The following is a 22,642-nucleotide window of genomic DNA, read 5'->3' as shown; positions in this document are numbered from 1 at the left end:
TTCTGCCGCGCGGGTCTCGTAAAGGAGCACAGACCGCCGATGGAGGAACTGCTCGACCTCGCGCTCGAGGACCCCGAGGAGGGGCGGGCGCGCGCCGAGCTGCTGCTGGCCGGACCGGCGGATCCGCTCGCCAGCTCCTACGCCCATCAGTGTCTCGGCATCGTGCACCGGGAACGGGGCGACCACGAGCTGGCCCTCCGGGAGCTGCGCGCCGCGCTGCGCTCGGCGCGCCGTGCCGCGGCTCCCGACCGGGAGAGGGACGTGCGGGCCACGCTCGGCGCCACCTTGGTCTTCGCCGGCCGCAGCCGCGCCGGACTCGCCGAGCTGACCCGAGCGGCGGAGGGCGCCACCGGAGCCCTGGCCGCCCGGATCGGCATGCGCCGAGCTGGAGCCCTCGTCCTGCTCGGGCGCGACGAGGACGCCGTTCCCGTCCTCCGGTCCTCGCGGGACGCCCTGATCGAGGTGGGCGACGAGCTGTGGGAGGCCCGGACCCGGATCTGGCTCGGTGACCTGGAGCTGCGCCACGGCCGCCTCGGCGCGGCCGAGGAGGAGACCCGACGTGCCGAGCGACTCCTGGCCCGGACGGGTGCGCGGCTCGAGCGGCTGACCGCGCTCGAGAACCGCGCCGAGATCGCGACCGCCGCCGGCGATCTCGCGACCGGGCTGCGGATCCACGCCGAGGCCGCGGCCGAGTACCGCGCCCTGGGCCGACCGGTCCGGTACGCCGGCGCCGCCCCCCACGCCGGCGCGTACCTTGCCGCCGGGCTCGCACGGGAGGCGGTCGACCTGATCGCGCGCTTCCTGGAGCAGGGTGACCTCCCTGCCGTCGACCAGGCCGAGCTGCACCTGCTCCACGCGACCGCGCTGCTGGCGCTGGGTGACGGCGGCCGGGCCCTCGACGAGGCGCGGACCGCGCAGCGGATGTTCCAGCGCCAGCGTCGAGCGTGGCACCGCGACCGGGCCGAGCTGGTCGGGCTGCGAGCGCGGCTGCTGGTCGGTGAGGCGGTGAGCCGCGGTCGTGCGACCAGGCTGGCGGTCGCCCTCGACGAGGAGCACGCCCCCGAGGCACCGCTCGCCCTCACCCTCGCCGGCCGTCTCTCGGACGGCGAGGACCGGCTCGACCTCTGGACCCGGGCGGCGTCGTACCGCCACCATCCGAACGCCCTGGTCCGCGCCGGTGCCTGGTACGCCGGCGCCCTGGCGCGCGAGGAGCGCGCCGACCGGGGCGGGGTGCTGCGGGCGGCCGCGGCGGGGTTGGACGCGATCGACGAGCACCGGCGCCTGATCGGCTCCTCCGAGCTCCGCGCGCTGGCGACGACCCACGGACGCGAGCTGACCACGATCGCGCTGCGGCACGCGGCCGGCGATGCCCGGACCCTGCTGCGCTGGAGCGAGCGGACCCGGGCGACGGCGCTGGCGCAGCCGCCGGCGACCTCGGACGCGGCGACCATCCCGGCGTCCCTGGCGGCGCTCCGCGACAACGGGCGGCAGCTCGCCGAGGCCCGCCAGGAGGGCGCGGAGACCGAGGAGCTCGAGCGGGAGCGCCGGAGGCTGGAGCGGGCGGTGCGGGCGGAGAGCCACACCCTGTCGGCGACCACGGCCGCCCAGCAGCGGCCGGCGGGAGTCGAGGAGATCGTCGCGGCCACCCGCGATGCCTGCCTGGTCGAGCTGGTCGACGTCGACGGGAGCCTCCACGTCGTGGTCGTCCACGCCGGGCAGGTACGCCGTCGCGTGGCCGGGAGCACCGCCCAGATCGCCGACCTGTTGGGGCCGGCGGGGATGCTGCTGCGGAGGGCGGCCCGCGGCCGGCCGGCCGACACCGCCGCCGTCGGCAGGGCCCTCCAGGAGGCGATCCTCGGCGACGCCGTACGCCTCCTCCCCGACACCGCGATCGTGCTGGCGCCGACCGCCCGGCTGCACGGCCTGGCCTGGTCACTGCTGCCGGTACTCGGCGACCGGCCGTTCGCGGTGGTCCCGTCGGCGGGCCAGTGGCTGCGTGCCCGCGCCACGTCGCCACCCCGGGATGCCGGCACCGTCCTCGTCGCCGGACCGGCCCTGGCGAGCGGCGGCGCGGAGGTGCCGGTCCTGGCGCGGCGGCACCCGGACGCCGTGCTCCTCGACGGGCCGAACGCCACCCTCGACGCGGTGCTGGCCCACCTCGACGGCGCCGGCCTGGTCCACCTGGCCGCCCACGGGCGCTTCCGCGCCGACAGCCCCCTGTTCTCGGCGCTCGACCTGGCCGACGGGCCGCTGACCGTGCACGACCTGGAGCGGGTGCCGCGGGCGCCGTACCGCGTCGTGCTGTCGGCCTGCGAGTCCGGCGTGATGGCTCCGGTCGGTGCCGAGGAGCTGCTCGGGCTGGCGGCGGCGCTGTTCTCGCTCGGCACCGCGGGCCTGGTCTGCAGCGTCGGCGAGGTCAACGACGCCGCGACCTCGATGCTGATGGTCGACCTGCACGCGGCGCTCGCGCGGGGCAGCGACCCGGCGACCGCGCTGTGGGAGGTACGCCGGCAGGTCGCCGGCGACCCGGTCGCGGCCGGCACCGCGGCCGCCTTCCTCGCGCTGGGCGTGTGAGCGTCGGGCGCACGGCCACGAACGAGGCGCCGTGCGTCGACGTGCGGGACGCCGACTGAAAACACCCATTCTGCGAACTTTGCATGCTGGCGGCCATCCCCGTCCCGCTCCGACCCCTAGTGTCCACGACTGGCCTTGCTGGGGGGTGTGGTCACTTCAGGGCCGCTCCCCGGGACACCGCAGTTCGGCCTTTCGGACCAAGGGGGAAGTTCTATGCCGATGTCGGCATGGCGTCGCGTCTGTGCGCGCCTGGGTGGGTTTGTGCTGGTAGTCGCGGCGATGGTCGTGACGGGTGTGGGGTCGGCGCCCGACGCCAGCGCCGTCACCCAGAACGGCTACGTGTTCAACGAGCCGTGGGCGCTGAGCAACCCGACCAGCACGACCTACCACCCGGCGGGCGGTGGCTGGGGCAACACCCCGAGCCTCAGGGCGACCTCCAGCTTCCCGATGCCCGACGGCACGGTCAACGTCACGGCTCAGTTCACGGCCGCCGACGGCAACTATCCGGGGGCGAACGCGCTGGTGTCGGCGGGCAACCTCAGTCAGCACCGACCCTCGCCCGGCACCTTCATCGGTTCTCCGACGCCGGCGAACGTGCCGGTGCTGGGGATGAACACCAACGCCACGAACTGCCAGACCCCATGGCGGACCAACGCCCACCAGAGCTACCGCGGGGAGTGCGCCACCTCGGGCGGCACCCTGACGCTGACCTTCGACCGCCCGGTCACCGACCCGGTGCTGGACATCACCGGGCTCGGCGGCTACGCGAACTCGCGCACCGACAGCTACCAGTACGCCCGCGGCTCGAGCATCCAGACTGTCTGGCGCCTGCAGACGGCCGGCGTCCGCATGGAGAACCTGTCGGCGGGAGCCACCAACCTCACGACCGACGGCACCACGCTGCGCGTCGCCGAGCGCAACGCCAACACCATGTGCGACAACTCCGGCGCGACCGGAGAGGGCACCGAGGCCCGCGGTACGCGGATCTCCGCGCCGCAGACCGTCGCGGCGGGCTGTGGCTCGGTGGTCCTGCGCGGCACGTTCACCACCGCGACCTTCCGGGTGACGCCGCAGGTCACGCCGTGGAGCGACTTCGCCACGGCGCAGTACGGCACCGGCGCCGCCTACCGCACCACCAGCTCGACGAACAACCAGGACGGCGTCAACGGCGCCAACATCATCTACAGCGAGCGTGACCTGCTGACCAGCGGCAACATCGCCCTGTCCGACCTGCAGCGGTTCGCGCTGCGTCTGCCGATCCTCGGCTCCATCGGTGACAAGGTGTGGCAGGACGACGACGGCGACGGGCAGCAGGATCCCGGCGAGCCGGGCGTCGAGGGCGTCACCGTGGAGCTCCTCGACGGCTCCGGCGCTGTCGTCGCCACCACGTCCACGGGCGCCGACGGCGGCTACCTCTTCGAGGACCTCGCCCTCGGCACCTACTCCGTGCGCTTCGCGCCCGACTCGCTGCCCGCGGGCTCCGCCTTCACGCAGCCCGATGTCGGCCCGGACGCCACCGACTCCGACGCCGACCGCGTGACCGGCCGCACGCCCTCGGTCACCCTGACCGCCGACGCCCCGAACAACCTCACCCTCGACGCCGGGATCATGCCCCCGGTGCTCGGCACCATCGGTGACACGGTGTGGTCCGACGACGATCGCGACGGCGTCCAGGACGCCGATGAGCCAGGTGTCGCGGACGTGCGGGTCGAGCTCCTCGACGCCGACGGGAACGTCGTCGCCACCACCACGACGGACGCGAACGGCGGCTACCTGCTCGAGGGTCTTCCGCTCGGCACCTACGCGGTGCGGTTCGACACGAGCACGCTGCCCACGGGTACCCGGTGGACGGCCCAGGGCGTCGGCAACGACGACGCCTTGGACTCGGATGCCGACCCCGCCAGCGGACAGACGGGATCCGTCACCCTCACCCGCGCCGAGCCGGTGAACCGCACCCTCGACGCCGGCGTACTGCCCCCGCTGGGGTCGATCGGTGACCTGGTGTGGTCCGACACGGATGGTGACGGGGTCCAGGACGCCGACGAGTCCGGTGTGGCCGGGGTTCGGGTCGAGCTCCTCGATGCGGATGGCAGTGTCGTCGACACAGTGACCACGGGTGCGGATGGGTCGTACCTGTTCGACGAGCTCCCGCTGGGTGACTATCAGGTGCGGTTCACCGCGCCGGCTGGGACGACGCTGTCTCCGCAGAACGCTGGTGGTGACGATGCTGTCGATTCGGATGCGGACCCGGCGACGGGTGTCACGGGCACGGTCACGTTGACTGCCGACGTACCGGACAACCTGACCGTCGATGCGGGTGTGGTTCCGTCGCCGGTTCGGGGTTCGATCGGTGACCTGGTGTGGTCCGACACCGATGGTGACGGGATCCAGGACACCGATGAGCCCGGTGTCGCTGGGGTTCGGGTCGAGCTGCTCGACGCCGACGGCAATGTGGTCGACAGCGTGACGACCGGTGCGGATGGGTCGTATCTGTTCGACGACCTGCCGTTGGGTGACTATCAGGTGCGGTTCACCGCGCCTGCTGGGATGACGCTGTCTCCGCAGAACGCTGGTGGTGATGACGCGGCTGACTCGGATGCGGACCCGGCGACGGGTGTGACGGGCACGGTCACGTTGACTGCCGGTGCTCCGGACAACATGACGGTGGACGTTGGTGTGGTTCCGCCGCCGCCGGTTCGTGGGTCGATCGGTGATCTGGTGTGGTCCGACCCGGATGGTGACGGGGTCCAGGACGCTGACGAGCCGGGTGTTCAGGGCGTGACCGTCGAACTGCTCGATGCGGATGGCAGTGTCGTGGACACAGTGACGACGGGTGCGGATGGGTCGTACCTGTTCGACGAGCTCCCGTTGGGTGACTATCAGGTGCGGTTCACCGCGCCGGCTGGGATGACGCTGTCTCCGCAGAACGCTGGTGGTGACGATGCTGTCGATTCGGATGCGGACCCGGCGACGGGTGTGACGGGCACGGTCACGTTGACTGCCGACGCTCCGGACAACATGACCGTCGATGCGGGCCTGGTGCCTGTCTTGGGATCGATCGGTGACCTGGTGTGGTCCGACACGGATGGTGACGGGGTCCAGGACGCCGATGAGCCCGGTGTTCAGGGCGTGACCGTCGAACTGCTCAATACGGATGGCAGTGTCGTGGAAACGGTGACCACGGGCGCGGACGGCTCCTATCTGTTCGACGACCTGCCGTTGGGTGACTATCAGGTGCGGTTCACCGCCCCGGACGGGACGACGCTGTCGCCGCAGAACGCTGGTGGTGACGATGCTGTCGATTCGGATGCGGACCCGGCGACGGGTGTCACGGGCACGGTCACGTTGACCGCCGGTGCTCCGGACAACATGACGGTGGACGCTGGTGTGGTTCTGCAGCCGCCGGTTCGTGGGTCGATCGGTGACCTGGTGTGGTCCGACACCGATGGCGACGGGGTCCAGGACGCCGATGAGCCCGGTGTTCAGGGCGTGACCGTCGAACTGCTCAATACGGATGGCAGTGTCGTGGAAACGGTGACCACGGGCGCGGACGGGTCCTATCTGTTCGACGACCTGCCGTTGGGTGACTATCAGGTGCGGTTCACCGCCCCGGACGGGACGACGCTGTCTCCGCAGAACGCTGGTGGTGACGATGCTGTCGATTCGGATGCGGACCCGGCGACGGGTGTCACGGGCACGATCACGTTGACCGCCGGTGCTCCGGACAACATGACGGTGGACGCTGGTGTGGTTCTGCCGCCGCCGGTTCGTGGGTCGATCGGTGACCTGGTGTGGTCCGACACGGATGGTGACGGGGTCCAGGACGCCGATGAGCCCGGTGTGGCTGGGGTCCGAGTCGATCTCCTCGATGCCAACGGGAACGTCGTGGACACCGTGACGACGAGCGCGGACGGGTCGTACCTCTTCGATGAGCTCCCGTTGGGTGACTATCAGGTGCGGTTCACCGCGCCTGCTGGGATGACGCTGTCTCCGCAGAACGCTGGTGGTGATGACGCGGCTGACTCGGATGCCGACTCGGCCTCGGGTGTCACGGGCACGATCACGTTGACTGCCGATGCTCCGGACAACCTGACGGTCGATGCGGGCCTGGTGCCTGTCTTGGGATCGATCGGTGACCTGGTGTGGTCCGACACGGATGGTGACGGGGTCCAGGACGCTGACGAGCCCGGTGTGGCTGGGGTCCGAGTCGATCTCCTCGATGCCAACGGGAACGTCGTGGACACCGTGACGACGAGCGCGGACGGGTCGTACCTCTTCGATGAGCTCCCGTTGGGTGACTATCAGGTGCGGTTCACCGCGCCTGCTGGGATGACGCTGTCTCCGCAGAACGCTGGTGGTGATGACGCGGCTGACTCGGATGCCGACTCGGCCTCGGGTGTCACGGGCACGATCACGCTCACTGCCGATGCTCCGGACAACCTGACGGTCGATGCGGGCCTGGTGCCTGTCTTGGGATCGATCGGTGACCTGGTGTGGTCCGACACCGACGGTGACGGGATCCAGGACGCTGACGAGCCCGGCGTGGCTGGGGTCCGGGTCGAGCTCCTCGATGCGGATGGCAGTGTCGTGGAAACGGTGACCACGGGCGCGGACGGTTCCTATCTGTTCGACGACCTGCCGTTGGGTGACTATCAGGTGCGGTTCACCGCGCCTGCTGGGATGACGCTGTCTCCGCAGAACGCTGGTGGTGATGACGCGGCTGACTCGGATGCCGACTCGGCCTCGGGTGTCACGGGCACGATCACGCTCACTGCCGATGCTCCGGACAACCTGACGGTCGATGCGGGCCTGGTGCCTGTCTTGGGATCGATCGGTGACCTGGTGTGGTCCGACACCGACGGTGACGGGATCCAGGACGCCGATGAGCCCGGCGTGGCTGGGGTCCGGGTCGATCTGCTCGACGCCGACGGCAATGTGGTCGACAGCGTGACGACCGGTGCGGACGGGTCGTACCTGTTCGACGACCTGGCTCTAGGTGACTATCAGGTGCGGTTCACCGCGCCGGACGGGACGACGCTGTCGCCGTCGGGGGTGGGTGGTGATCGGGCCGTCGATTCGGACGCGGACCCGGCCACGGGTGTCACGGGCACGATCACGCTCACTGCCGATGCTCCGGACAACCTGACGGTCGATGCGGGCCTGGTGCCTGTCTTGGGGTCGATCGGTGATCTGGTGTGGTCCGACACCGACGGTGACGGGATCCAGGACGCCGATGAGCCCGGCGTGGCTGGGGTCCGGGTCGATCTGCTCGACGCCGACGGCGACGTGGTCGACAGCGTGACGACCGGTGCGGACGGGTCGTACCTGTTCGACGACCTGGCTCTAGGTGACTATCAGGTGCGGTTCACCGCGCCGGATGGCACGACGCTGTCGCCGTCGGGGGTGGGTGGTGATCGGGCTGTCGATTCGGATGCCGATCCGGCGACCGGTCGCACGGGCACGATCAGCCTGACCGCCGACGCTCCGGACAACATCACGGTGGATGCGGGTGTGGTTCCGCCGCCGGTTCGGGGGTCGATCGGTGATCTGGTGTGGTCCGACACCGACGGTGACGGGATCCAGGACGCCGATGAGCCCGGTGTCGCTGGGGTTCGGGTCGAGCTGCTCGACGCGGATGGCAACGTGGTTGACACCGTGACCACAGGTGCGGACGGGTCCTACCTGTTCGACGACCTGCCCCTGGGTGACTACCAGGTCCGGTTCACCGCGCCGGATGGCACGACGCTGTCCCCGCAGAACGCGGGTTCCGACGATGCTGTCGATTCAGATGCCGATCCGGCGACCGGTCGCACGGGCACGATCAGCCTGACCGCCGACGCACCCGACAACATCACGGTGGATGCGGGTGTGGTTCCGCCGCCGCCGGTTCGGGGTTCGATCGGTGATCTGGTGTGGTCCGACACCGATGGGGATGGGATCCAGGACGCCGGTGAACCTGGTCTCGCGGGCGTGACCGTCGCGCTGCTCGATGCCGACGGCAACGTCGTCGACACCGTGACGACCGGTGCGGACGGGTCGTACCTGTTCGACGACCTGCCGTTGGGTGACTACCAGGTCCGGTTCACCGCGTCGGCCGGCACGACGCTGTCCCCGCAGAACGCGGGTTCCGACGATGCTGTCGATTCAGATGCCGATCCGGCGAGCGGTCGCACGGGAACGATCACGCTGACCGCCGACGCACCCGACAACATGACCGTGGATGCGGGTGTGGTTCCGCCGCCGCCGGTTCGTGGGTCGATCGGTGACTTGGTGTGGTCCGACACCGATGGGGATGGGATCCAGGGCGCCGGTGAGCCGGGTGTTCAGGGCGTGACTGTTGACCTGCTCGACGCCGACGGCAATGTGGTCGACACCGTGACGACCGGGGTCGATGGGTCGTATCTGTTCGACGACCTCCCGTTGGGTGACTACCAGGTCCGGTTCACCGCCCCGGACGGCACGACTCTGTCCCCGCAGAACGCGGGTTCCGACGATGCTGCCGATTCAGATGCCGACCCGGCCACTGGTGTCACGGGAACGATCACGTTGACCGCCGACGCTCCGGACAACCTGACGGTCGATGCGGGCCTGGTGCCTGTCTTGGGGTCGATCGGTGATCTGGTGTGGTCGGACACTGATGGTGACGGGATCCAGGACGCCGACGAGCCCGGCGTGGCGGGGGTCCGAGTCGAGCTCCTCGACGCCGACGGCAATGTCGTCGACACCGTGACGACCGGTGCGGACGGGTCGTACCTGTTCGACGACCTGCCGTTGGGTGACTACCAGGTCCGGTTCACCGCGTCGGACGGCACGACGCTGTCCCCGCAGAACGCGGGTTCCGACGATGCTGTCGATTCAGATGCCGATCCGGCGACCGGTCGCACGGGAACGATCACGCTGACCGCCGACGCACCCGACAACATGACGGTGGACGCGGGTGTGGTTCCGCCGCCGGTGCTGGGTTCGATCGGTGACCTGGTGTGGTCCGACACCGATGGGAATGGGATCCAGGACGCCGATGAGCCCGGCGTGGCTGGGGTCCGGGTCGAGCTGCTCGATGCCGACGGGAACGTGGTTGACAGCGTGACCACGGGCGCGGATGGGTCGTACCTGTTCGATGAGCTCCCGTTGGGTGACTATCAGGTCCGGTTCACCGCCCCTGATGGGACGACTCTGTCGCCGCAGGGCGCCGGTGGTGACGATGCGGTCGACTCGGACGCGGACCCGAGCACGGGTCTGAGTGGTGTGGTGTCGCTGACCGCGGACAAACCCAACAACACCACGGTTGATGCGGGTGTGGTGCCGGTCCCGCCGGTGCTGGGTTCGATCGGCGACACGGTGTGGTCCGACACCGATGGGGATGGGATCCAGGGCGCCGGTGAGCCGGGTGTTCAGGGCGTGACTGTTGACCTGCTCGACGCCGACGGCAATGTGGTCGACAGCGTGACGACCGGGGTCGATGGGTCGTATCTGTTCGACGACCTTCCGTTGGGTGACTATCAGGTCCGGTTCACCGCTCCGGACGGCACGACTCTGTCCCCGCAGAACGCGGGTTCCGACGATGCTGCCGATTCAGATGCCGACCCGGCGACCGGTGTCACGGGAACGATCACGTTGACCGCCGACGCTCCGGACAACCTGACGGTCGATGCGGGCCTGGTGCCTGTCTTGGGGTCGATCGGTGATCTGGTGTGGTCGGACACTGATGGTGACGGGGTCCAGGACGCTGACGAGCCGGGTGTTCAGGGCGTGACTGTCGAGCTGCTCGACGCCGACGGCGACGTGGTCGACAGCGTGACGACCGGTGCGGATGGGTCGTACCTGTTCGATGAGCTCCCGTTGGGTGACTATCAGGTGCGGTTCACCGCGCCGGACGGCACGACTCTGTCCCCGCAGAACGCGGGTTCCGACGATGCTGTCGATTCAGATGCCGACCCGGCCACGGGCGTGACGGGCACGATCAGCCTGACCGCCGACGTACCGGACAACCTGACCGTCGATGCAGGTGTGGTTCCGCCGCCGCCGGTTCGGGGTTCGATCGGTGATCTGGTGTGGTCCGACACGGATGGTGATGGGATCCAGGACGCCGGTGAACCTGGTCTCGCAGGCGTGACCGTCGCGCTGCTCGATGCCGACGGCAACGTCGTCGACACCGTGACGACCGGTGCGGACGGGTCGTACCTGTTCGACGACCTGCCCCTGGGCGACTACCAGGTGCGGTTCACCGCGCCTGCTGGGACCGCGCTTTCCCCTCAGACCGCTGGTGGTGACGCTGCTGCTGACTCGAACGCGGACCCGGCAACCGGTCGCACCGGCACGATCACGCTGACCGCCGACGCACCGCACAACCTGACGGTCGATGCCGGAGTGGTCGCGGCGGCCCCGCAACCCGGAAAGCCCGGTCAGCCCGGTCAGCCGGGTCAGCCCGGTCAGCAGGGCCAGCAGGGTCAGCCGGGTCAGCAGGGTCAGCAGGGTCAGCCGGGTCAGCAGGGCCAGCAGGGCCAGCAGGGTCAGCCGGGTCAGCAGGGCCAGCCCGGCCACCCGGGCGGTGGCTCCGGCGACGGCGGCGGTGTGCTGCCCGATACCGGTGCGCCCGCGGGCGTGCTGGGGCTGCTGGGGATGGCGCTGTTGCTCTTCGGCGCCGGCGGGGCGGCGGTCGTGAGGGGACGTCGTCGTGGATGAGCATCCGTCGAGTCCGGACGAGCCCCCGCGGGGACCATCCGCACGCCCGGGAGGAGTGAGAGAGGGGCCGCGGGCGTCGGTACCGGCCCGAACGGGGGCCCGGCACCGGACGGGGAGGAAGGCTCGGTGGAGCCGGCTCCGTACGGGTGCGGTGGTCCTGGGCGCGGTCGTGGCGATCGTCCCGCTGGCGATCTCGTGCTCCGTCGGAGGCGGCGGTGGGAGCCGGGAGTCCTCGGAGGGTGCGACGGATCCGAGCTGTGCTCTCGATGGTGATCTGGTCATCGGGACGGCGTCGCCACCGCGGACGCCCTGGGTCGACGGCGACCCTGCGGACGGCAGCGGCTTCGAGGCGGCGCTGATCAAGGAGCTCGTCCGGCGCCTCGAGGTCGACGCCGATCGGGTGCGCATGGTCTCGGTCCCGGACGGCGAGGTCGTCAACGCCGCGGAACGCTTCGACATCGGCGTCGGGCAGTACCGGGAGTCTTCGGCGGCCGGTGTCGCGTATTCACGGGGCTACTACCGCGTGCCGCAGGCGGTCGTGACGACGCGGAAGGAGGTCCGACCGACGAGCCGCGCCGAGCTCCGTGCGACCGAGGTCGCCGTGGTGGCCGGCTCGGCCGGCGCGCTCCTCGCGACGCGAGGCTCGCCGCGAGCCAAGGTCACGTCGTACGGCGACCTCGGCTCAGTGTCCGACGCGTTGCGCGATCGCCGGGAGGCGACCGCCATCGTCGATCTCCCGGACGCCGATGAGCTGATGGCACGGGTTCCGGCTGCCCGGCTGGTCGGGCTTGCCAGGTCGCCGGGCAAGGGCGCACCTCAGCTGCGCATCGCGCTGCCCGCCGGCAGCGGACTCGTGGGCTGCGTCGACCGGGTCCTCGACGATCTCGAGGCCGAGGGAGTCCTCCGGGCGTTGGACGAGCGTTGGCTCCGCGATGCCTGGAAGGCGACGACGTTGCGCTAGCGCGACATCAGAGCGTCCGTGCGATCCGTCCGCAGAGCGAAGGTCCCTGCCGGCCGGCGTCGGCGCGCGCATAGGCTGCGGCCATGACTGAGACCAGCCTCACCGCCCGGGAAGCCATCACGGCCGTCCAGGGGCACGAGGCCTGGGCGATCATCCGGCGCTCCACCCGGGCGGGTGACCGCGACACCGTCGGCGTGCTCGGCGGGACCCGCAGCGTCGTCGAGTCGATCATGGACATCCCGCTCGAGACGGGGGTCCCGGAGCCGGGGCACATCTGCGACCGGCTGGTGGCCGTCCCCTTCCGCCAGGTCGGCGAGCGGGGCTTCGAGGCCCACGACGACGGCACCCCGCTGGTGGTGGTCGACGTACGCAGCGAGCACGAGTTCTCCGTGGCCGACGTCATCGACGCGATCGACCCGGTCGAGGTGGAGTTCACCGACCGCGGCGGCTTCGAGACCTCCGACGAGGAGTACGCCAAGATCGTCGCGGCGATCATCGACGGCGAGATCGGCCAGGGCGAGGGCGCCAACCTCGTCATCGGCCGCAACTACCGCGCCGTCGTCGCCGACTTCGGCCCCGACGTGGCGCTGACCGTGTTCCGCCGGTTGCTCGAGCGCGAGCGTGGCGCGTACTGGACCTTCGTCTTCTTCACCGGCGACCGCTTCCTGATCGGCGCCTCGCCCGAGCGGCACGTGTCGGTCCACGGTGGCGACGTGCGGATGAACCCGATCTCCGGCACCTTCCACCTGCGCCCGCCCGCCGGCGAGACCCGCAGCACCGAGGCCCGGATGCGGGAGTTCCTCAAGGACGAGAAGGAGATCTACGAGCTCTTCATGGTCGTCGACGAGGAGCTCAAGATGATGTGCGACATCTGCACCGAGGGCGGCCAGGTGCTCGGCCCGTTCCTCAAGCCGATGACCCACCTGATCCACACCGAGTACCTGCTCGCCGGCCGTACGACGCGCGACGTCCGTGAGGTCCTGCGCGACACGATGTACGCCGCCACGGTCACCGGCTCGCCCGTCGAGAACGCCTGCCGGCTGATCAAGCAGTACGAGCCGGAGGGCCGCGGCTACTACGCGTCGGCGCTGGCGATCTTCGGCCGCGACGAGGAGGGCGAGCCGGTCCTCGACAGCCCGATCGTGCTGCGCACCGCCGACGTCTCGGTCACGGGCGAGCTGAAGGTGACCGCCGGTGCCACGCTGGTGCGCGACTCCGTGCCGGCGTACGAGGTCGCCGAGACGCACGCCAAGGCCGGCGGCATCCTGTCCGCGTTCGGCCTGGTCCCGCCGGCACCCGTACCCACCACGGACATCGCCACCCTCGTCGCCGACGAGGAGGTGCTGATCGCGCTCAACGCCCGCAACAGCCGGCTCTCCGGCTTCTGGCTCGCCGACCAGGCCGGTACGCCGGTCGACCCGCGCCTGGCCGGGAAGTCCGCGGTCATCCTCGACGGCGAGGACGACTTCGTGAACATGCTGCGCCACATGCTCGCCCGGATGGGCATGACGAGCGAGGTGGTCCGTCATGAGGAGTACGTCGACGGCGTACTCGACGGCTTCGACCTGGTCATCGTCGGTCCCGGCCCCGGCGACCCCCGCGACGACGCCGACCCCAAGATGGGCCAGCTCCGCGCGGCCGTGGCCTGGCTGCTGGCCCACGAGCGGCCGTTCGTCGCGGTCTGCCTCGGACATCAGGCGCTGTGCCACCAGCTCGGGATCCCGCTCGCCTACAAGGACATCGTCTTCCAGGGCACCCAGGCCACGGTGCTGCTCGACGGGCGCCCGCAGAAGGTCGGCTTCTACAACACCTTCGTCGGCCGGGTGTCCGACGACCTGGCGCTCCCCGCGGGGGTGCGGGTCGACGCCGACCCCGAGACGGGTGACGTCAACGCGCTCTCCGGTCCGCACTACCGGGGCGTGCAGTTCCATGCGGAGTCGATCCTCACCGAGCGCGGCTTCGACATCGTCCACGACCTGGTCTCCGGCGTCCTGCTCTAGGTGCGGGAGGTGGAGCTGATCGCGGGCCCGCCCGCCGCCTATCTCGCGGCCGATGACGTCGTCGAGGCCACCGCCCCGGAGGTGGTGGCTCTCGCGTCGCGGCTGGGGGCGGGCGTCCTGGACGACGCCTCCTTCGCGGCGGCGGCCTTCGCCTGGGTGCGCGACGAGATCGCCCATGCCGGTGACGCCGGCGATCCGCGGTTCGCGGTCACCGCGACCGAGGTGCTCGCGGACGGGGTGGGTTGGTGCTACGCCAAGGCGCACCTGCTCGCGGCCGTGCTGCGCGCCGGCGGCGTCCCCACCGGGCTGTGCTACCAGCGCCTGGCCGACGGCCCCGGTCACGTCCTGCACGGCCTGGTGGCCGTCCACCTCGACGGCGACTGGCACCGCCAGGACCCGCGCGGCAACAAGCCCGGCGTCGCGGCGGAGTTCGCGCTCGGCGAGGAGCGGCTGGCCTGGCCGGTCGACCCCGCGCTCGGAGAGGCGGACCTGCCGCAGGTGCACGTCGTACCGGCCGCGGGGGTGGTCGCGGCACTGCGGCGGGGTGAGCTGGCGGTCGAGCCGTGACGCCGGTCATCCACAGGCCGCACCATCGCGCTGGCCTGCACCGCCCTCGGCAGGGACGATCGTGCCCATGATCTCCGACGGCCGAGTCCGCGCCGAGCGCGCGCGGCCAGCTGCTGGCACTGCCCGGAGCGGTGTGGGCGATCATCCAGGTGGTCGACCGCTTCCGTCGGAAGCCGTAAGCAGGGGCGGGACGGCCCAGCGCCTACCTGGTCCGTCCCGCTTCCTTCCTTCGACTCTACGCCCCGCCCCCGTCCGCCTCCCACCCCCCGAGCCGACGCGATGAGCAGCCCCGACGTACTAGTCGTAGACCACCGCGACTCCTACACCTGGAACCTGGTCCACCTCGTGGCGGGCGTGACCGGCGTCCTGCCGACGGTCATCCAGTGGGACGACCCGGTCGACCTCGCGGCGTACTCCCACATCGTGCTGTCGCCGGGGCCCGGCCACCCCAGCGAGTACGCCTGGAGCTTCGACGAGGAGCGGCCGGTGCTGGGGGTGTGCCTCGGCATGCAGGCCATGGTCGTGGCGTTCGGCGGCGAGGTCGGGCGGGTGGAGCCGGCCCACGGAACGGTCGAGGTGGTGCGCCATGACGGGCGTGGCGTGTACGCCGGCCTGCCGGACCCGATCGCCGCGGTCCGCTACCACTCGCTGGCGGCGACCCGGCTGCCCGACGAGCTCGAGGCGAGCGCCTGGGCCGCCGACGGGACGGTGATGGGGGTGCGACACCGGGTGCTGCCGATCGAAGGCGTCCAGTTCCACCCGGAGTCGGTGCTGTCGGAGCACGGCGCGAGGCTGGTCGCGAACTTCCTCGCCGTGGGACGCTGATCCGATGGTGACCCAGGGCGACCCCGCCGAGGCGTTCGCCCGGATCCAGGCCCGCCATGCCCGCTGTGTCTGGCTCGACGGCGGCGGCGCGCGCGACTGGTCGCGGCGGCGCTCGATGCTCGCCTGGCTCGACGAGGACGACGTCTCCCTGACCTACGACGCGACCACCCGCCAGGTGACCCGGCATGCCGGCGGCCGCTCGGCGGTGGTCGGCGAGGATCCGTTCGCGGTCTTGGAGGCCGAGCTCGCCGCGGGCGGCCGGAGCGACCAGTGGTTCGGCTACTTCGGGTACGCCGCCCGTGCCGACCTGCCCGCCGTACCCGACCCGGACCTGCCCGACGCCGTGTGGCTGCGGCCCTCCCACATCCGCGAGTACGAGCACCCACTTGTCGGGCAGAACCTGCACTTGTCGGGCGTTGCAACGCCCGACAAGCGTCGGAACAACCGGTCGACCGGCGATTCCGACAGCCCCCCGCCGCCGGCCTACGCCGCCGCCTTCGCGACCGTCCAGGACCACCTGCACGCCGGCAACTCCTACGAGGTCAACCTCACCCACCGGCTCCGCACGGCCAGCACGCTGAGCCCGGCGGCGGCGTACCTCCGGCTGCGGACGCTCAACCCGGCGCCGTACGCCGGCTTCCTGCAGCACGACGTCGACGGGGCCCGGGCCTGGGTGCTCAGCTCGTCGCCGGAGCGCTACGCCCTCATCGACGAGCACCGCACGATCGAGACCAAGCCGATCAAGGGCACCACCGCCCGCGGCAGCACTCCCGCCGAGGACGCCGCCGCGCGGGACCGGCTCGCGAGCGACCCTAAGTTCCGGGCCGAGAACCTGATGATCGTCGACCTGCTGCGCAACGACCTCGCCCTGGTCTGCGAGGTCGGCTCGGTCGAGGTGCCGTCGTTGATGGACGTCGAGTCCTATGCCTCCGTGCACCAGCTGGTCTCCACGGTCCGGGGCAGGCTCCGCGACGACGTCACCACGGTCGCCGCGCTCCGCACGCTGTTCCCGGCCGGCTCGATGACCGGCGCCCCCAAGCTGCGGACCATGGAGATCATCGAGGAGGTCGAGGCCACCCCGCGCGGGGTGTACGCCGGCGCCTTCGGCTGGGTGTCCGGCGACGGTCGCGCCGACCTGGGCGTGGTGATCCGCACTCTCACGACCGCCGGTGGGGACTACGTGCTCGGGACGGGTGGCGGGATCACCGTCGCGAGCGACGTGGCCGAGGAGTGGGCCGAGACCGAGTGGAAGGCCGCCCGGCTGCTGCAGGCGATCAACCCCTGACGACCGCGGCTCGTCGGGGTTCGACGCCGAGGCTCGGGGTAGACAGGGAGCGTGCCCGTCGTCCAGTCCCGGATCCGTGTCCCGGTCCCACCGGAGGTCGCGTTCGCGGTCTCCCAGACCACCGGCGCGGTGCGTCGGAGATGGGATGTGTTCATCCGCGAGCAGCACTTCCTCGACGGGGCGACCGAGCCGGCCACGGGCGTGCGGACCTTCACCCGGCAGCGGCTGGGGCCGTCGATGGTCAGCCGCTACGTCTCCTACGCCCCGCCCCGCAATGTCGGCATGGTGATGGAGCGGGGGCCCTGGTTCTTCGAGAAGCTCGGTGCCGGCTGGCGGTTCGAGGCCGACGGGGACGGCACCCTCGCCACCTGGAAGTACAGCTTCACCTGCCGGCCGCGCTTCCTCGCGCCCGTCGCGGAGCGGATCGGCCGGGTGCTGCTCGGCCGAGAGATCCGGGCGCGGATCGAGGGCTTCGCCCGTGGGTGCGGCGACCCGGTGGTGCTCGCCGCGATCCGGTCGGGCGACGCGAGCTGACCGGGCGTCAGCTCGGCGACGCGGTGGGGTCCGCGCCCGCGCCGGTCTCGGCCGCGTGGGTGGAGAGCGTCGTGAGGGTGGCCCGCACGCCGCGCACGACCCGCTTCTCGTCGTACGGCGCCGGGTCGACGACGTCGACCTGCTGGATCAGGTCGCCGTTCTGCACGAAGCCGGTGACGTAGAGCTGCTCCTTGGTGGCGTTGACGACCACGCGCGCGTCGTCGGCCCCGTCGATCGCGGGGGTGCGGACGTCGGCGTCGTCCCGTTGGCCCATCGTCTTCCACGCCTGCTCGAGGGTGCCGGGGAAGAGCAGGTAGTTGGAGGTGATCGCCGCGTCGCCGCTGCCCTCGGCGGGGGTGAACCGGCACTCCGGCTTGGTGGGCGTGCCGGTGTGCTCGGTGGCGTCGATGCCGAACTGCGCCTTCACGAACGCCGCGTCGAGGACGTCGCAGGTGTTCCACAGCGCGGGCGTCTCGGTGGGCAGGCTGGGCCTGGCGCCGACCTTCTCGTCGCCGCCGCAGGCCGCGAGGGCGAGGGGGAGGCAGACGACGGCCGCCACCAGGGCGGTACGCCGAGATTCAGGCATGGGGGTTGTTCTCCCGTCCGGGCAGCTTGAGCACGAGGCGGGCGCCTCCGCTCGCGTTGGCGGTGGCCTGCACCGAGCCCGAGTGGCGGGCGGCGACCTGGCGCACGATCGCCAGGCCGAGACCCGATCCGGGCATGGTGCGGGCATCGTCGGAGCGCCAGAACCGGTCGAAGATCCGGGTCCGGTCGGCCTCGGCGATGCCGGGGCCCTGGTCGTCGACGGTCAGCACGCCGTCACTGAGCCGGACGGTCACCTGTCCGCCCTTCGGGCTCCACTTGGCCGCGTTGTCGAGCAGGTTGGTCACCGCGCGCTCCAGCTCGGCGTCCTCGCCGATCACCCACCACGGGCGGGTGAAGACCTCGAACTCCAGGCCGGGGGCGCGTCGGCGTACCCGCTGCACGGCGTGGTCGACGACATCGGCCAGGTCGACCGGCTCGACCTGGACCGGGATCGGCTCGTCGCGGGCGAGCTCGGTGAGGTCGCCGATGAGGGTGGTCAGCTCCTCGATCTGGGCCCGGACGTCGTCGAGCAGCTCGTCGCGGGCGTCCGGCGGCAGGCCGCCGAAGCCGTCGGCGCTGCGCGCGGTCATGGTCAGCAGGTCGATGTTGGTGCGCAGCGCGGTCAGCGGCGTCCGCAGCTCGTGGCTCGCGTCGGCGACCAGCTGGCGCTGCCGGGTCCGGCTCGCGTCGAGCGCGACCAGGAGGTGGTTGAACGCCGTCGCCAACCGGGCCACCTCGTCGTCGCCCTCCACGGGCAGCGGCGTGAAGTCCTCGGTGCGGGCGATCTCCTCGACCGAGCCGCTCAGCCGACGCACCGGTCGCAGGCCGTTGCTCGCGACCGCCCACCCGGCGAGCCCGGCGGCCAGGACGCCGAAGAAGCCGAACGCGATGGTCACCCAGCCCAGCCGGCGCAGCGTGCGGTCCTGGTCCTCGAGCGGCTGGGCGATGATCAGCGCGAGCCCGCTCTGCTGGGTGGGTACGGCGACCACGCGGTAGCGCTCGCCGCCGAGCTCGATGGTGCGCAGGCTGCGGTCGCTCTTGCCCTGCGCCACCTCGAGCTCGGACCGGCCCAGCTCCAGGGTCGGGCCGCGGTCGAGGATCCGCAGGGTGCGCTCGTTGTAGTCGAGGATCGCGATCCGGACGTCGCCGGCGCCGAGGGCCCACGAGGGGATGCCCTGCGAGCCCACCTGCAGCAGGGTGTCGGAGTCGGCCGCCTTCTCGGCTCGGTAGACGAGCGCGTTGTCGAGGGTGTCCTGCATCTGCACCCGAGCCGTGATGTAGGCGCCCACCGCCACCAGTGCGACCGACATGCCGACCGCGATCGTCGTCAGCCAGATCACCCGGCTCGCGAGCGAGCGGCGGTAGTGCCAGCGTCCGTCGGGGCCCGGGCCCATCGCCAGGCTCCAGGAGGTCGCCATGGGCGCGCGCTCAGGACTCCGTCGCGCGCAGGACGTACCCGATGCCGCGGACGGTGTGGATCAGCCGCGGCTCGCCCTCGGCCTCGGTCTTGCGGCGCAGGTAGCCGACGTAGACCTCGAGGGAGTTGGCGGTGGTGGGGAAGTCGTAGCCCCAGACCTCCTCGAGGATGAAGCTGCGGTCGAGCACCCGGCGCGGGCGGCGCAGGAACATCTCCAGCAGGGTGAACTCGGTGCGGGTCAGCTCGATCAGCCGACTGCCGCGGCGCACCTCGCGGGTCGTGACGTTCATGGTCAGGTCGGCGAAGGAGAGGACCTCCTCCTCGGCGCCCTCCTCGATCGGCGTCACCCGGCGCAGCAGCGCGCGGAGCCGGGCGAGCAGCTCCTCGAGCGCGAACGGCTTGGTGAGGTAGTCGTCGGCGCCCGCGTCGAGCCCCTCGACCCGCTCGCCGACGGCGTCGCGCGCGGTCAGCACCAGGATCGGCACGTCATTGCCCGCCGCCCGCAGCGCCCGGGTCGCCTCGAGCCCGTCGAGCTTGGGCATCATCACGTCCATCACCACGACGTCGGGCGCGACCGCCCCGATCCCCGCCAGCGCCTCGGCGCCGTCGCCGGCCAGGTGGACGTCGTACCCGTTGAACGCGAGGGAGCGGCGCAGCGACTCCCGGACGGCACGGTCGTCGTCGACGACGAGGACGCGGTGCGGGACGGGAGTACGGGCGGACACGCCCCCATCATGGCCGATCGGCCTGAGGGGCGGCTGAGAGGTGGGGCCGCGACGGGATTCGCTCCCCGGCCGCCTGGGTGGCGTCGCGCCCTGAACCGTGTCGTGCACACGCTCGCCATGACCGCCGCTCTCGGCTTCCTGGTCGTCGTACCGGTCTCCTCGACCGCGGCGTCGACCCCGTCGGCGTCGCAGGATGCCTGCCACGTCGCCGACGACCACGTGTTCGTGCGCGGTGTCGACAAGGGCGCGATCACCCAGACCGTCGTCGCCGCGGGCGTTCCCGTCTCCGCGGCAGGGACGGCCGGGGCCGACGTCATCGTGGTCACCGCGGCGCCGCCGGGGGCGACGGTCGCGACGGTGAGCGTGGACGCCGGCGCTGGCGACGACGTGGTCTGTGCGCTCACGACCCCGACCCTCCTCCTCGGGGGTGCGGGCGACGACGTGCTGGCCACGGCCCTGGGGACGAGCAGCATGTCGGGCAGTCTGCTCGACGGCGGGCCGGGCTCCGACACGGTGCTCGGCGGTCCGGGCCCCGACGTGATCACGGGCGGCACCGGCGACGCCGACCTGCTCGACGGCGGCGGTGGTGAGGACCTGGTCACCTACGACACCTCCTCCGAGCCGATCTCCGCGCGGCTGCCGGACGCCGCGACCTCGACGCCGGGCTCCGCCGTCGCGATCGGCGATCCGCCCGCCACCGCCGACGTGCTGGTCGGTGTCGAGGGGGTGATCGGGGGTCAGGCGAACGACGTGCTCGTCGGGAGCAGCGGTGACGACCGGCTCGCCGGCGGCCCGGGAGACGACCTGGTGCTGGGGCTCGCGGGAGACGACCGGCTGGGAGGCGGCGCGGGAAGGGACCGGGTGCGTGGCGGATCCGGTGACGACAGTGTCGGCGGCGGCTCCGGGCGCGACGTGCTTCGCGGCGGCGCGGGCGAGGACCGCCTCACCGGGCTGGAGGACTCCGACCGCCTGTTCGGCGGCCGGGGGCGCGACGTGCTCTGGGGTGGCAGCGGCCGGGACCGGTTGGACGGCGGCCCGCAGCGCGACTACTGCCGCGGCAACCGCGGCAGCGACACCGCGCGCAACTGCGAGACCCGGGTCCAGATCTGAGCCGGGCTGCTCATAGGTAGCGCTGCGCGACCCGGGCCGCGCGGGCGCCGTACTGGCCGCCGAAGAGACAGGCGTGGACGAGCAGCGGGAACAGCTGGTGGTAGCCGAGCCGGTCCTCCCAGCCGTCGGCCAGCGGGTACGCCTCGGCGTAGGCGGCCATCACCTGCGGGAGCTGGGGCAGGCCGAAGAGGGCGAGCATGGCGAGGTCGACCTCGCGGTGGCCGCCGTACGCCGCCGGGTCGATGACCACGACCCGGTCGCCGGCGCCCCACAGCACGTTGCCGTTCCACAGGTCGCCGTGGAGGCGGGCGGGCGGCTCCTCCGGCACGATCGACGGGGCCCGGGCGGCGGCGGTCTCGATCAGGGCGGCGTCCTCGGCGCTGACGATCTCCTTGTCGCGCAGCACCTTGAGGTACGGCGCGATCCGGCGCTCGGCGTGGAACTCCGCCCAGGTCGGCAGCGCGCGGTTGGGCAGCGGCAGCCGGCCGATGTAGCCGTCGGCGTCGGCGCCGAACGCGGTGGCGCCGTAGGCATGGGTGGCGGCGAGGGCGCGGCCGAACCCGCCGGCGGCCTCGGCCGTGGGCCGTCCGGCCTCCACCCAGTCGAGGATGAGGCAGTCGGCGGCGACGGCGAGCACCTCGGCGGTGGCGACCCCACCGCTCGGCGTGGCCTCGGCGAGCCAGCGCAGGCCCGCGGCCTCCCGGGCGAAGAACCGGGGCGGCGCCGGGCTGAGCGTCTTGAGGAAGGCGGTGCGGCCGCTGGACAGGCGCAGCTTGACGGCCGTGGAGATGTCGCCGCCGGCGACCGGCGCGGTCGCGACGACGGCAGCGCCGAGCAGCTGCTCGGCCCTCCCGGCGACGACCGGCTGGCGCGCCATCGGCTCCCCCTGTCCGGCCCTCAGGCCGTCCGGCTCAGGCCTGGCCCTTGAGCGCGCGCGGGAGCTTGGAGCCCTGCTCGATGGCGCGTTCGGGGGCCTTGACCCGCTTGAAGCTGCGGATCGCCAGGAACACCAGCAGCGCGGCGATGAGGACGTAGAACGCGAAGACGATCAGGAACGCCCAGTGCAGGTCGAGGCCCTGGCCGTTCCAGTTGATGAAGTACGCGATCGCCACCGAGAGCATGATGACGGCCAGCACGAGCAGGAAGCCCGCGGCGGCGACCAGGCCCAGGCCGACGCCACCTGCCGTCACGCTGACCTTGAGCTCGGACTTCGCGAGCTGGATCTCCTTGCGCATGATCGTGGAGAGATCGGTCTGCGCGTCCTTGATGAGACGTCCGATGGTCGGCTCTTCACGGAGCGGTTCGGTGGCCATGCGGCCGACCCTACCGAGTCTCGCTAGGCTGGGCACAGGTGAGCCGGGAAGTCTGGTCGGCATG

At 71.7% G+C, this 22,642-nt stretch carries 14 protein-coding genes; 9 read left to right on the top strand and 5 right to left on the bottom strand.

The genetic code is table 11. From position 1 onward, the window contains the following. The first annotated feature begins 39 nt into the window (after window positions 1-39). From JOD66_RS11510 to JOD66_RS11475, 8 genes are all read left to right on the top strand, one after another. Window positions 40-2,574 (top strand): CHAT domain-containing protein, encoded by a 2,535-nt coding sequence (locus JOD66_RS11510; protein ID WP_204837014.1) that lies wholly within the window; start codon window positions 40-42, stop codon window positions 2,572-2,574. A gap of 213 nt (window positions 2,575-2,787) precedes the next feature. Continuing rightward, window positions 2,788-11,256, top strand: coding sequence for an SdrD B-like domain-containing protein (locus JOD66_RS11505; protein ID WP_204837013.1), 8,469 nt, complete (start codon window positions 2,788-2,790; stop codon window positions 11,254-11,256). Between the two features lie 169 nt (window positions 11,257-11,425). Next, on the top strand, window positions 11,426-12,217 hold the full coding sequence (locus JOD66_RS11500; protein WP_204837012.1) for a substrate-binding periplasmic protein: 792 nt from the start codon (window positions 11,426-11,428) through the stop codon (window positions 12,215-12,217). Between the two features lie 83 nt (window positions 12,218-12,300). Next, on the top strand, window positions 12,301-14,217 hold the full coding sequence (locus JOD66_RS11495) for an anthranilate synthase family protein (RefSeq protein ID WP_204837011.1): 1,917 nt from the start codon (window positions 12,301-12,303) through the stop codon (window positions 14,215-14,217). A gap of 9 nt (window positions 14,218-14,226) precedes the next feature. Further along, a complete protein-coding gene (locus JOD66_RS11490) occupies window positions 14,227-14,784 on the top strand; it encodes a transglutaminase-like domain-containing protein (protein ID WP_307823452.1) in 558 nt (185 codons plus the stop codon). A gap of 279 nt (window positions 14,785-15,063) precedes the next feature. Next, a complete protein-coding gene (locus tag JOD66_RS11485) occupies window positions 15,064-15,609 on the top strand; it encodes an anthranilate synthase component II (RefSeq protein WP_204837010.1) in 546 nt (181 codons plus the stop codon). Between the two features lie 4 nt (window positions 15,610-15,613). Further along, window positions 15,614-16,894: an aminodeoxychorismate synthase component I gene (gene pabB / locus JOD66_RS11480; protein WP_204837009.1), complete on the top strand. Its 1,281-nt coding sequence runs from the start codon at window positions 15,614-15,616 to the stop codon at window positions 16,892-16,894. A 51-nt stretch (window positions 16,895-16,945) separates the two neighbouring features. Next, entirely contained in the window at window positions 16,946-17,428 is a 483-nt protein-coding gene (locus JOD66_RS11475; protein WP_204837008.1) for an SRPBCC family protein, read from the top strand. Between the two features lie 7 nt (window positions 17,429-17,435). Here the strand turns inward: JOD66_RS11475 and JOD66_RS11470 are convergent, their stop codons facing one another. The 3 genes from JOD66_RS11470 to JOD66_RS11460 are packed head-to-tail and all read right to left on the bottom strand — an operon-like array spanning window position 17,436 to window position 20,155. Then, window positions 17,436-18,014, bottom strand: coding sequence for a hypothetical protein (locus tag JOD66_RS11470; protein ID WP_204837007.1), 579 nt, complete (start codon window positions 18,012-18,014; stop codon window positions 17,436-17,438). Then, the gene (locus JOD66_RS11465; protein WP_239545195.1) at window positions 18,007-19,431 is read right to left on the bottom strand and encodes a sensor histidine kinase; all 1,425 of its coding nucleotides are present in this window, start codon (window positions 19,429-19,431) and stop codon (window positions 18,007-18,009) included. Before JOD66_RS11465 ends, JOD66_RS11470 begins: the two co-directional genes overlap by 8 nt. 10 nt (window positions 19,432-19,441) lie before the next feature. Beyond that, window positions 19,442-20,155: a response regulator transcription factor gene (locus tag JOD66_RS11460; protein WP_204837006.1), complete on the bottom strand. Its 714-nt coding sequence runs from the start codon at window positions 20,153-20,155 to the stop codon at window positions 19,442-19,444. A 117-nt stretch (window positions 20,156-20,272) separates the two neighbouring features. Between JOD66_RS11460 and JOD66_RS11455 the strand changes: the two genes are divergently transcribed. After that, a complete protein-coding gene (locus tag JOD66_RS11455) occupies window positions 20,273-21,265 on the top strand; it encodes a calcium-binding protein (RefSeq protein WP_204837005.1) in 993 nt (330 codons plus the stop codon). 10 nt (window positions 21,266-21,275) lie between these two features. Here JOD66_RS11455 and JOD66_RS11450 read toward each other — a convergent pair whose 3' ends face one another. Continuing rightward, on the bottom strand, window positions 21,276-22,142 hold the full coding sequence (locus JOD66_RS11450) for a fructosamine kinase family protein (RefSeq protein WP_204837004.1): 867 nt from the start codon (window positions 22,140-22,142) through the stop codon (window positions 21,276-21,278). Between the two features lie 34 nt (window positions 22,143-22,176). Beyond that, on the bottom strand, window positions 22,177-22,578 hold the full coding sequence (locus tag JOD66_RS11445) for a phage holin family protein (RefSeq protein WP_204837003.1): 402 nt from the start codon (window positions 22,576-22,578) through the stop codon (window positions 22,177-22,179). Window positions 22,579-22,642 lie beyond the last annotated feature (64 nt).

The organism is Nocardioides nitrophenolicus (genome assembly GCF_016907515.1).
In the GTDB taxonomy this organism is placed as follows: Bacteria; Actinomycetota; Actinomycetes; order Propionibacteriales; family Nocardioidaceae; genus Nocardioides; species Nocardioides nitrophenolicus.
This window is presented reverse-complemented; position numbering and strand designations above follow the sequence as displayed.